Below are 12165 nucleotides of genomic sequence, written 5' to 3' on the forward strand. Positions count from 1 at the left end.
GTGACCCCATGCAAAAAGTCGTTCTTGACACGAACGCTCTTCTCATGCCTTTTGAGTGTTCTCTTAACATAGACCTCGAACTGCGGCGCCTCATTGGTGAGTGCGAGGTTCATGTACCCTCACCCGTTCTCGGCGAATTGAAACGTTCGAGAAATAAATACGCAAAGGCGGCTCTCGACCTGGCGAGGAAGTACATGATCGATCCAACAGACCAGCAAGGAGACGATGCGATTGTCGAACTCGCTCTAAAGCTCAATGCCTTCGTTGTGACTAACGATAAATATCTCATTTCAAAGCTCAGTGCTCGTGGAATCAGGGTCATAGTGCTCCGGTCGAAGAATCACCTTGATTTCTACGCGGATTAAACAAGAGGTCTTGGTGTATCGTCAGGCGCCTCACTTTCATTTCTTTTATGAGGAATCATCTTCAACCGCTCTTCCATGAGCATCTTGCCGAACTCCGTGGCAGCGTAAACGGGGATCTTGTTTCCAACCGAGAAAATCGCCCTTTCCTTTGCGACCTCCCTCACCCATTTTGACGCACATGCGGTCACGAGATCACACGAGTCGAACAAGGCGACCGCATCATCCTCACTTACACCGGTCGTGTGAACTGCGAAAATTGCCACTTTCGTCCCGTAACGATTTCTGATTCTCGTCGCCTCATCGGCTGAAACGATCGTCACCCCAATCCTCTGGAATCCAAGGCGCTCAGCGAGGCTCACACCACCAAACTGATCGATTCTGCCAGTCTTTGGATCGAGAACGCGTTTCTCGCCGAGAACGCTAATGATCTCTGGGTATGGCGTTGTCTCGATGACCGCAGAAAGTCTTCCACCGATTCCCTGTATGATCTCTGGATCATCTATGACAGCTGTCCCAGCGCCATCACACACGAGAACGGCACAGTCGAGCAGGTTCCTGGCGACGGCCATTGCAATGATCTCGGAGATACCAAAACTGAGGAAATCTCTCATCCTGGTCTCTCTCTGGGGGGTACACATGCCAAAGCTCTCGATTCTGAACTCGACATTCTCGCGGACTTTCTCTCTCGTGATCCTTTCAATCCCCCTGTATTTTTTGAACAGAGGACAATAAGTGATCATCGGTTCGCCGACCTCTGTGACCTTTCCATTTTCGATAACAACTCTTGCCCGACCTAGTGCCTCGATAACATGCTTGTCCATTGCGTCTTCCCCTAAACGGCGAGATATCGATGGCTTATAAATTAAGTTTATGCGTCATAATTTCTCACCGGGCGCATGAAAGAATTAAATATCGAAACCTAGAATCGAAGAATGGACCTATGGAATCATTAAGTCATCAAAAAGTGATTGATTTTGCGGGCGGTCGATACGATGGATGAGAAAGTCACTGCTGCGTTGAAAAGGATTGCGCTCCTCGGTGGTCTTCACGACTACATCACCATCTCATCAAGGGAACTCGGCGAGCTTCTTGGTGTGAGTCAACAATCCGCCTCGAAGCGCATCCTCGATCTGCTTGATAAGGGTCTAATCCAGCGTGATCTCGGCGCGAGGAAACAGCGGATCAAATTAACTAATAAGGGTATCGAATTATTGAAGAGGGAATATATTGAATACCAGCGGATTTTCGAAATGAAGGATTTTGTCATCATTCGGGGCACTGTCATTACTGGGATGGGTGAGGGGCAGTATTATGTGACGCAGTCGGGGTATATGGAACAGTTCGAGGAGAAACTTTCGTTCAGGCCATATGATGGTACCCTCAACCTCAGGGTTTCCCCGGCGGATCTGCCGAAGCTCGAGGCGCTCAGGAGAAGCGGGGGGATCTTGATTAAGGGATTCGAGAGAAACGGCCGCACATTCGGCGATGTCAGGGCGCATAAGGCATCGATCCAGAATATCGATTGTGCCGTTGTCATTCCGAGCCGGTCCCATTACAGCGATGTCATGGAGATCATCTGCAAGTATCATCTCCGCAGAACTTTGGGTTTGAAAGATGGAGATCAAGTGGAAGTACGGGTTTCACTCGTTTGAGCTGGTCGATCCATCAGATGAATTCAATGCTGGCTTTTCGATGAATCCATACGAATTTTTTCTAAAATTTCTTTGCGACGTATTCGACGACTGACTCAAACACTGCCTTCCCATCCCCAGGGCCTTCGGGCGCAAGGCGATTCCTTGTCCAGTCAGGGTGATGATACCGGAAGAAGGCTCTTTCAGGGTGCGGCATCAGACCTAGAACCGTGCCTAGAGGGTTGCATATACCTGCAATATTTCCTAACGAACCGTTCGGATTCCACGGATAGCCAGCATAAGATCCGCTTTCGTCAACATATCTGAATACAATCTGGTCGTTCTCTTCGAGCCTGTCGAGTATGCGTTCTGCTCTTTCAGCAGGGAGCATGAATTTGCCCTCTGCATGTGCTGAGGGAAACATGACGATTTGGCCCTTTCTCATCTTTCTCGTGAAAACACACTTTCCTCTGCTCTCGACTTTTAGAAGTGTTGGGGTACACTCAAACCGTCCCGATTCGTTCGTCGCAAGGGCCGCCTGGGCAGAATCACTCATTACCCCATCCAGAGCCGGAAGCATCCCTAGTTCAACGAGCACCTGGAATCCATTACAGATGCCAATGATAGGTTTTTCGGACTGCACGAATCTCTTCAAATCGTCTGAGAGGGCACTTTTCATTCGGGCTGCGAATATTGCCCCTGCTCTCACATAGTCACCCGCAGAAAATCCGCCAGGGATGACAAGGACGTGGTAGTCATCGAGTCTCCTTCTTAGGTCTGCTGGACAATGACCAGTCAGCTGTTTTAGGTGTACGATTTCAGGTGATGTGCCAACGAATCGAAACGCGGCGCAAGTTTCATCTTCACAGTTCGTCCCTTCGATTCTGAGGATGCAGACCTTTACATCTTCGGCTCTCATCAGATCACCTTTCATCCGAGCAGTCGCCAAAGCGGCTCTGACCAGTGTTCTCTCAGCACATCAATATCGAGATCAATTACCTTACTGCCATCGGAAACGACCATCGCCTTGCCCCCGACCGTACCGATCTTGATCGCCTCGCCCCCCATGATCTCCTTCCAGGTGTCCTCTCTATTCTTGTCGACTTCGACGATCCATCTTGAGTTCGATTCTGAAAAGAGTTTTACGATCACCCTTTCTTCGCCCATTCCCTTGAGGTCACCGAAAAACCCTATGTCCCCTGAGATGCACATTTCTGCGATCGCCACGGAGATCCCCCCATCTGAAACATCGTGGCAGGCTCGGACAATGCTCTCATTAATGCAATATCTAAGCTTCTGCATGCGCTCCGAGAGAATTTTAAGGTCTACATCTGGAACGAGACCGCTGTGACCACCAAAGATCCGGAAGAGCGCTGACCCTCCCATCTCCTCCTTGGTCTTTCCAACAACATAGACAGGGTTTCCTTTCTCCTTGAAGTCTGCAGTCACGCAGCGCCTCACATCATCCACGATACCCACTCCCATAACTGTCGGCGTCGGGAGCGCAGCACCCTTGGGCGTCTCATTATAAAAGCTCACGTTTCCAGATGGTGCCGCGATTTGGAGGCCCCTCAACGCATCGCCAATTCCCCTCACACACTCCTTGAATTCCCAGAGCCTCTCAGGCTTTTCTGGATTTCCAAAGTTCAGGCAGTCGGTGATTGCGTGAGGCCTCGATCCTACGGCTGTCAGATTCCTGCAGATTTCATCAATTGCACTCAATCCCCCACGGTAAGGATCAAGCGCTGTGAACCAGGGGTTCACGCCGACGGCAATAGCGAGACCTCTATTAGAATGGCGTAGGGGTTTAATGACTGCGGCGTCTCCGGCACCTCTCTTCCCAATTTTTCCCTGGAGAGGTTTGATGACAGTGCAACTCCGTACCTCGTGGTCGTATTGCCTGATAATCCATTCTTTGGATGCGATGTTCGGGTCGGCGATGACCCGCAGGAGTACTTCATTGAGATCCGGCGGCAGTGGGGGATACTCCGTCTCCCGCTGTATTTCCCTTCTTTTCTCGAGAATCGGTCGGCAGTATTCAGGTCCTTTTGCGTAGAAATCGAGATCGAGCTCGAATACCTTAGTCCCGTTATAGAAGAGGCGTACGACTTTTTCCTCGATGACCCTCCCGATAACTGTCGCGGGCACGTCCCACAAGTCAAAGATCTCAATGATCTTTGCAACGTTTTCTTTTGGAGCGGAGAGCATCATCCTTTCCTGGGATTCTGATACCCAGATCTCCCACGGCGCTAAGCCAGTTTCCTTCAGGGGCACTTTATCAAGATCGACCTCTGCGCCGCATCCGCCTGCAAGTGCAAGTTCGCCGACGACGCATGAAAGGCCGCCACCGCCGAGGTCTTTCATGCCCGAGATGAGTTGTTTTGCGTTGACTTCGAGGCATGCGTGGATCAGCGGCTCTTTCATAATGGGGTCACCCAGTTGGACAGCTCCGCGTGATTTCTCTTCCGAAGTTTCATCGAGTTCCGCGGAGGCAAAGGTAACCCCATGTATGCCGTCCCTGCCTGTTTTTCCGCCGACAAGGATGAGAACATCGTTCGAGTTCTTCACGGCATTCCGAAGAACGCGATCCCTCCTCACGATGCCAACACATCCAACATTAACTAAACAGTTCCCAATATAACGCTCGTCGAAAAAGACTGCACCACAAAGCGTAGGTATCCCGATCCGGTTGCCGTAATCTCTGATCCCCGCAACGACCCCCCCTAGCAAATACTTCGGGTGTTTTGTCCCTGGAGGCAACTCCCTATCATAATCGAGCGGGCCGAAGAAGAGGGGGTCGATGAGTGCGACGGGTTGCGCTCCCATACAGAGGACATCCCTAACGATACCGCCGATGCCAGTTGCAGCGCCGCCATAAGGTTCGACAGCTGACGGATGGTTATGGCTTTCGATCCTGAGTGCGTAGGCATATTCGTTATCGAATACCATAACTCCCGCATCGCCCTTTGCAATAACGTCTGGATGGTCGATGTTGAAAATGTGCTCCCTCAGAAAGACCTTCGAGCTCTTGTAACAACAATGTTCACTCCAAGCCTGAGCGAGCGACTGCAACTCGACGTCGGTCGGGAGTCGGCCCTTACGTGCGAAATATCGCTCGATCTCTTTCATCTCCTCGAGGCTGAGGTTCAACCCCATGGCACGGCTGATTTCAACCAGCTCGTGATCAGTTGCAGAAAATAGGTCGATCTCTGATAGTTCGAAGGGTAACTGTCGCTTTCTAATGAGATTTTCCAGCTGCATAATTTGATCACTTCAATTCAATTTTATAATTATGAATTACAGGATTTGCAAGTAAGCGCTTGCACATCTCCTCACAGGTGGCAATCGCCTCCCCTTCTTGCATATCGAGGTCGATCTCAAATAGCTTAACAGAGCGTACACTCTTGATATTCTTGAAACCCAAAAGCTCGAGGGCCTTCTTTGTGTTCTGTCCTTCTGGATCAGCGACACCAGGCTTCAACTCTATCCGTATATCGACGACGACCATGGGAGCACCTCTTGGTAGATTCTCTGTGCCCTACTTAATCCTGTTCACTAAATAACTATCCAACGAAATAATCGTTAATAGACTGGAAGACGCCAGAGAGGATGAAGTTCACTGCCACTGCGGCGAGAAGTAGGCCCATGATTCTCGAAAAAGCCATCGCACCGCTTCTACCCATTCTCCTGAACAACGGCTCTGAGTATGTGAGCAATAGGTAGCTGATGATGACTGTCAGAATGATCGAGATGAAAATCGACAACATATCCACGATCATGTCGCTTGATTTCATCGCCTCCGACACAAATATCATCACGGTCGTGATCGCCCCTGGCCCTGCGAACATTGGAATGCCGAGCGGTACAATTCCGACAACTTCCCTTGCCATCGCCTCTTCTTGATCCTCATCACTAATCTTTGCCCTTGAACGCTGGCCGTGCATCATTGAGAAGGCGACGGAAAAGAGGAGAAGGCCACCAGCGATTTTGAACGCCGGAATCGTGATTCCATATAATGAAAAAATCCATTGGCCAAAGAGCGCGAAAACGAAAAGCACTCCAGTGGTAACCGTACAAATCTTTCTAATGACCTTTTTCTTCAGTTCCCTGGGATATCCCATCGTGACGGCTTCAAAGATCGGGATGTTGCCAATTGGATTGACGATGGCGAAGATAGTTGCGAACGCGCTCAATGCGAACTCGAAACTCATGTGTTTTCCCCATCTTTGTCCAATTAGTTAACACTTAGCCTTTTCGAAGGACTTTCCGTGCAAAAATGAGATATCCAGTATGACCAAGCATTTCAAAGGCGGGCCTCGTCCCTCCTTCGTGAACCTCCATCTGTCTCTGCAGGTTTTCAAATGCGCGGATTTCTACATAGTTCGCAGCGCTCAATCGCTTTACGGTATTTTCCAGTTGATTGACATTGGGAACATATGCACAGAATCTTCCTCCGCCTTTCAACATCCCAGTTATATTATCCACTGCTTCCCAAGGATCTGGGATGTCGAGGACAGCTGCATCGACGGGGACATCTATCTTGGCCGTCTTTATGTCATCGACCCTCAACTCCCAATTCTCCACGAACTGGCTTCTCATCACATTCTTCCTTGCTCGAGCAAATTCCTTCCTCAATTCAAATGAAATGACCTTTCCAAATGGCTGAACTGCGTTCAGGAGTGCTATTGTTAAGCATCCAGAACCAACGCCAGCTTCAACCACGACATCCCCACATTTTAAGTTGAGAAAATGGGTGATGTAAGCAGCGTCCTTACTGATGATGACCTGGGTGTTACGCTCAATCGACTCCATTAACTCGGCGACTCCTGGTCTGAGAACAAAAAACCTCCTACCAGCGATTTCAACTGAAATGCCATTTTCGGCGCCGATGATCCGATTGCCGTCGAGAACCCCGAGCCCCTCGATCTTAATCATATCCCTTTTCAAAGTGAACCAATGGCGTCTACCTTTATCGTCGAGTAAGTAAAGCGTCTCGCCTTCCTTCAGCATTTGAACTGTAGATGCTCCCGGTTAAAGAAAAGGATTTTGGAGGTCACTTTCAATACCGTAATTTCTTTCCACATGCCGGGCAGTTCCAATCATGGGTAGAAATCGCGGCTCCGCAATGTGGGCATCGCGGAATCCCCTCGATTTGCTGCACATGTTTAACTTCATCTTTTTTCTTCTCTTCGTCCTTGGATGAGACTACGGGTTGGATCGCTTTCTTTTCTTCAAATTCGTACTTTGGTGCATCATATCGTGGTTCTGGTGGATACTTAGCTTCACGAATCAGTCTCTGTCTTGACGCGTATTTGTAAAGAAATGCTCCTATGATACTGAGAAAGAAGCCAGCAATAACCCAGTCAAGAGCAACTTCATCAAATTTCGATCTTGAGTCGCTAAAAATCCAAAGAGCAATCACTGCGCCTACCGCGAACCAAATAAGTATGATTGCAAAGACAATGAGTGGCATCCCATGACCCTAAAGACAATCACCATCGGATTATTTAAATATTAGTTGGCCCGAAGGTATTCTCAGGTGTATATCGTTACATTCCCTTATGGTAATATGACTTGGAAAAGCAATTAGTTCACTCTTCATCTCATTTCATCGTCATCAATGAGCTTTATAGAGAGTCACCATCTTATGTTCTCATTTCCCCCTTACTTTGTCCTTTTTGAGACCATATTGAGAATAGGCTCTATACGTATCTGGTTATGTAATATCGCATATCCGTTCCATTTTATGTCGCGTGCATGCGAGCCGTCCAGCTCATCCCCAAACTAAAGGATTTTATACGGTGAAGGCATTGAGCAACTCGATGGCCGAATCCCAGTTCCCAAGAAAACTGAAAATTGTGTTATCTTTAATCCTAATTATTGCCGGCTTCGCGATGTACTGGGCATGGGGATTGCTTTACGGAAGCTGGAATATTTTTCAAAAGGAATTCATCGGTGTCTATTCGATTGTCATCGTACTGTTCGGCTTCGGTATACTCGGGCTTATCCTGTCTCTGAAGGGAAAGTGAGGCCTAGCTGTTTTTGGCATGTTTCGCCGCTCTTCTTCTCAATATACTATTTAATCTCTATCGTAGTCCTTTGATTGCGGTTGCAGGTCATCTATGCAGCCCAGTTCAACGCGGTGCGATTCATCCATAAATGAAAGGGTCCTACATAGCTCTCGCCGCATAGGCAACGATTTCAGTCGGCTTCCCGCAGACAATGCACAGACCGTGGAACTCTTCCTTGTAGTAGGGTGTGCCTAATAGCTTCAGATCCGTCATCTCCTCGAATCTCTTCCCACAATCTTCAGCTCCGCACCAGCCAAAACGAACGATTTTCTTGGGTATATTCTCGACCGAATTGATCGTCTCGATCGACTTCATTAGATTCTCGTGAGCTTTCTTGAGGAGATCATCGGCCATCTGTGATAGGATTTTCCTAACGGCGTCGACAACTTCGGTCCGTCTGATCGTTTCGCGTTTGCCCTCGTCCCTTCTGACGTATGTCACGACATTTTGTGCAATGTCCCTTTCGCCGATCTCAAGTCTCAGAGGCACACCCTTGATCTCCCAGTCATAGAACTTACTTCCCGGTCTTTCATCTCTGTCGTCAAGTTTCACTCTGATCCCCGCCTGTTCAAGCTCGTCCCTCAGCCTTGCTGCCTCTCTCATGATCTCCTCTGTCTTTCCTTTCGCAAGTATTGGAATAATGACGACCTGGAAAGGGGCGATATCCGGTGGCAAAATTAGCCCGCGATCATCACCGTGAACGCCCACAACAGCGCCCACGAGGCGCTCACTCATCCCGAAGGTCGTCTGGTGTACATATTTCATGTTGCCCTCTGGATCTTCGTATTTGATCTCGAACGGTCTCGAGAAGTTCTCCCTGTAATGGTGAATGCTGCCGAGCTGCAGGCTGCGCCCGTCTGGTAAGGCTGTATCGACACCTACCGTGTAGTATGCGCCTGGGAATTTGTCCCAGTCTGTCCTCTTCAACAGCAGATAGGGGAGGCAAAGACGGCGTGCGATTCGTTCAAGGATAACAAAGTCCTCCTCCACCTGTCGCTGCGCGTCTTCCTCATCAACATGGCAGGTGTGTGATTCAAAGAAATGAATTTCTCTCACCCTGATGAATGCCCTCGTCTGCTTTGTTTCGTATCTGAATGTGTTGACGATTTGATAGACTTTCAAGGGGAGGTCAGTATGCGATCGTATCCAGAGCGAGAATATTGGATACATTGCCGTCTCGCTTGTTGGTCGCAAGAGTAGCCTTACATCAAGGGGATTTGTCCCTGCATGGGTAACCCAGTATACTTCCGCATCGAATCCCTTGATATGTTCTTTTTCTTTCTTGAATTCTGTCTCAGGGATGAGTAGCGGAAAGTAGACTTCCTCATGTCCAGTCTCATCGCATTCTTTCCTGATGAATGAGTCAATGAGGGACATGATCTTCCACCCATAAGGCGTCCACACATTCATGCCTTTGACTGGATACCTCTTATCTGTGAGATTCGCTTTTTCGACAATTTCGTTGTACCATTCGCTGAAGTTCTCTTCTTTCTTCATGTATCCGCCCCTTGAAAAAGGAATTGGAAATCAGACCTCCGTTCTATAAAATTTTCCAGCCTCATTTGGAAGACCCTCATATCCGATTTCATATGCGGCTCACTGGAGGGCTGAGGCGATTGCCGGCGCTACGGATATCATCGATACTTCCCCTTCAATCGTGTTCGTAGCCACGATCCTGTCACACGTCTTCCGCAGCCGTTCCAGCGCACCACCGATGAAAAGTCCATGTGTGCATGCAACGTAGACAGCCTCAGCGCCGAGTCTCCTCAGCTCTCTCGTGGCCGCTTCAATGGTACCTCCTGTTGAAATAATATCATCGACAATGAGCACTTTTCTTCCTCTGGCATCGACATTACTCGGCGTTATCCTCACCTCGGTACCGCTCAATCTTGTTTTGAGAAGATGATCCCACGCTGAACCCAAAACGGATGCAACGGCCCTCGCCCTTCCTGAGGCTCCCTGGTCTGGGGCGAGGACGAGGTCGATCCCATCATCGATGAAGTATTTTCCGATACATTCCGCCGCTTGAACATTGATTGCTTCGGCTCTTCCGAACCATTCAATGATCTTCGGCGTATGAATGTCGACCGTGATGACCTTATCTGCTTCGAGGTCGAGATGTCTGGTCATGACACGGGCACTGATTGCCTCCCCTGTGAGAAAGACCTTGTCCTGGCGGGCATATCCGAAGTAGGGAATTACATTGATGATTCTCTTCGCTCCGAGATTTCTAGCTGCATCCTGAAGGAGAAAAAGTTCAACGAGCATGTCATTTGGGTACGAATTCTGAACGATGACGACTTCCTCGTCGATCGTCTCTCTCTCAATCCGAACGTAGCACTCCCCGTCGGGAAATTTCTTCGTGACTGCCGGGACATGTTCAGTATCTACTCGCAAAGCAAGATCATTGGCCAGATTTCTTGATGATGAGCCACTTATGATGATCATTTATGGGAGAATCATTCTTTTTACATTTAATATCTATCCGTATGCTAGCTTTCGGAGAGCAAGAACTCTTTCTTATCTCATCTTAAATGTGAAGATCCCGAGAAAAAGATCCAAGAATGATATACTCGGATTTCCCTTCCTTTTTCTTTGAGAAACTCGAATCGCTGGCTTAAACCCGTGATGGTAAATATGTTTCGGAAACATTTTTATCCTGAACGGATGATATCCACAGTGGATGGGATGCGATGGAAACCGATTCTGCCGTAGACATGACGGAGAGCAACGCTTCTCACAAGATCAACAAATATCCTGATCTTGAATGTGTGGGGGTTATCTACGGCAATGTCGGAACGACTTCCTTCAATTGCCGCGCGATTGGGAATATGGAGCGGCTGGAGTACGTCCAGGTTGAACACGAAACAGATGGCTGGGTTTTGGGGATTGTATCAGAAATGGAGCGGAAGACCGACCTCTCCATCGAAAGGGCAAAGATGGTCACAGAGGGAGAGATCGTTCCGATCGAGGAGAAAGTCTCTGCGAAGGTCGACATCATCGGTTTTCGCGATGAAAGGGGGCTCCTCCAAACCCCGCGCACACCTTTCAAGGCTGGCGATCTCGTTTATAAGGCCAAAGATACCTTGATCAAGGATGTTATTGGACTTAAGGAAAGAACGGATACCGGCGCATACATCGGGTTGTTACTCGGTCACGATATTCGCGTTGAGATAGACATAAATGCGATGGTTCAAAAACATGTCAGCATACTCGCAAAGACTGGTGGAGGTAAGAGCTTCCTCTGTGGTGCACTCATTGAGGAGTTGATGAAACACGATGTGACTGTCCTCATCATCGACCCTCATGGGGAATATGGTTCGATGAGGGAAAAGGGCCAGGTTCCGAAAACATCAAGGAATTTCGAGGTTACACCTCGAGGTTATGCGGATAAGATCATCGAATTCGCAACGGATACGAATGTCAATAAGAACGCGATTCCTTTGAAATTCACGCTCGCCAATCTTGAGGCAAGGGATTTGCTCAGCCTAACAAACATCAAGAATGTCAGAACATACCTGACATCCCTGAGGAAGGCAATCGACAGTGTGAGAAGTATCAAGAAGGAATACACACTCAAAGACATTATACACGTGCTCGAGGCTGATGAAGAGACGCAAAATGCCGCGCTTATTGCAGAACTTGAATATCTTGATGAGATCAACATTTTTGCTGCAAAAGGTACGAGGATCGATGAGATCGTCGTAAAGGGAAAAACGACAATCATTAACCTCAAGGGCACGCCACCAGATATCCAGGAACTCGTTGTCAACAGGATTGCAACAGCGCTGTTCGAATTAAGGAAGGTCGGCAAAATACCGCCGATGATGCTCGTCGTGGAAGAAGCGCATAACTATTGCCCGCAACAAGGCCTTGCAGCTTCGAGCAAGATCTTCAGAACGATTGCCTCTGAGGGAAGGAAATTCGGCCTTGGTCTCACCATCATTAGTCAACGAGCGGCGAAGATAGATAAGAATGTATTAAGCCAGTGCAACACCCAGATGATTCTCAAGGTAACAAATCCAAACGATCTGAAGGCCATTGCTGCGTCTGTGGAGGGGTTGACAGCCGGCCTCGCAGATGAAATCCAGAGGTTGC

General features: G+C 48.6%; 13 protein-coding genes. 4 read left to right on the forward strand and 9 right to left on the reverse strand.

Annotated features, from left to right (window positions below; all coding sequences use genetic code 11):
• Positions 1-8: 8 nt before the first annotated feature.
• Positions 9-365: a twitching motility protein PilT gene (locus QHH00_07050; GenBank protein MDH7509139.1), complete on the forward strand. Its 357-nt coding sequence runs from the start codon at positions 9-11 to the stop codon at positions 363-365.
• On the opposite strand, the gene QHH00_07055 is transcribed toward QHH00_07050, so the two are convergent.
• The gene (locus QHH00_07055; GenBank protein ID MDH7509140.1) at positions 362-1186 is read right to left on the reverse strand and encodes a DUF2099 family protein; all 825 of its coding nucleotides are present in this window, start codon (positions 1184-1186) and stop codon (positions 362-364) included. The two genes, QHH00_07050 and QHH00_07055, sit on opposite strands and share 4 nt — an antisense overlap.
• Before the next feature lie 171 nt (positions 1187-1357).
• Here QHH00_07055 and QHH00_07060 point away from each other — a divergent pair, with 171 nt between their 5' ends.
• On the forward strand, positions 1358-2017 hold the full coding sequence (locus QHH00_07060) for a DUF120 domain-containing protein (protein ID MDH7509141.1): 660 nt from the start codon (positions 1358-1360) through the stop codon (positions 2015-2017).
• Positions 2018-2078: 61 nt separating this feature from the next.
• On the opposite strand, the gene purQ is transcribed toward QHH00_07060, so the two are convergent.
• Genes purQ through QHH00_07090 form a run of 6 tightly spaced genes read right to left on the reverse strand, consistent with a single transcriptional unit; the run spans position 2079 to position 7469 of the window.
• Positions 2079-2915, reverse strand: a complete 837-nt coding sequence (purQ, locus tag QHH00_07065; GenBank protein ID MDH7509142.1) for a phosphoribosylformylglycinamidine synthase subunit PurQ — start codon at positions 2913-2915, stop codon at positions 2079-2081.
• A gap of 11 nt (positions 2916-2926) precedes the next feature.
• The gene (purL, locus tag QHH00_07070; protein ID MDH7509143.1) at positions 2927-5257 is read right to left on the reverse strand and encodes a phosphoribosylformylglycinamidine synthase subunit PurL; all 2331 of its coding nucleotides are present in this window, start codon (positions 5255-5257) and stop codon (positions 2927-2929) included.
• Positions 5258-5264: 7 nt separating this feature from the next.
• Positions 5265-5504, reverse strand: a complete 240-nt coding sequence (gene purS, locus QHH00_07075; GenBank protein ID MDH7509144.1) for a phosphoribosylformylglycinamidine synthase subunit PurS — start codon at positions 5502-5504, stop codon at positions 5265-5267.
• 55 nt (positions 5505-5559) lie between these two features.
• A complete protein-coding gene (locus tag QHH00_07080) occupies positions 5560-6207 on the reverse strand; it encodes an NAAT family transporter (protein MDH7509145.1) in 648 nt (215 codons plus the stop codon).
• A gap of 34 nt (positions 6208-6241) precedes the next feature.
• Complete coding sequence (locus QHH00_07085) at positions 6242-7006, reverse strand: tRNA (adenine-N1)-methyltransferase (GenBank protein MDH7509146.1); 765 nt, start codon at positions 7004-7006, stop codon at positions 6242-6244.
• Positions 7007-7055: 49 nt separating this feature from the next.
• Positions 7056-7469, reverse strand: a complete 414-nt coding sequence (locus QHH00_07090) for a hypothetical protein (protein MDH7509147.1) — start codon at positions 7467-7469, stop codon at positions 7056-7058.
• Between the two features lie 349 nt (positions 7470-7818).
• Here QHH00_07090 and QHH00_07095 point away from each other — a divergent pair, with 349 nt between their 5' ends.
• A complete protein-coding gene (locus QHH00_07095; GenBank protein MDH7509148.1) occupies positions 7819-8025 on the forward strand; it encodes a hypothetical protein in 207 nt (68 codons plus the stop codon).
• Positions 8026-8166: 141 nt separating this feature from the next.
• Here the strand turns inward: QHH00_07095 and proS are convergent, their stop codons facing one another.
• Together proS and QHH00_07105 are read right to left on the reverse strand one after the other, a co-directional pair.
• Positions 8167-9564, reverse strand: a complete 1398-nt coding sequence (gene proS / locus QHH00_07100; GenBank protein MDH7509149.1) for a proline--tRNA ligase — start codon at positions 9562-9564, stop codon at positions 8167-8169.
• 99 nt (positions 9565-9663) lie between these two features.
• Complete coding sequence (locus QHH00_07105; GenBank protein ID MDH7509150.1) at positions 9664-10515, reverse strand: ribose-phosphate diphosphokinase; 852 nt, start codon at positions 10513-10515, stop codon at positions 9664-9666.
• Between the two features lie 245 nt (positions 10516-10760).
• Here QHH00_07105 and QHH00_07110 point away from each other — a divergent pair.
• Positions 10761-12165: ATP-binding protein (locus QHH00_07110; protein ID MDH7509151.1), on the forward strand; the 1405-nt coding region annotated here is incomplete at its 3' end.

The sequence above is a fragment of the Methanomassiliicoccales archaeon genome, from assembly GCA_029907465.1.
GTDB lineage: Archaea > Thermoplasmatota > Thermoplasmata > Methanomassiliicoccales > JACIVX01 > JACIVX01.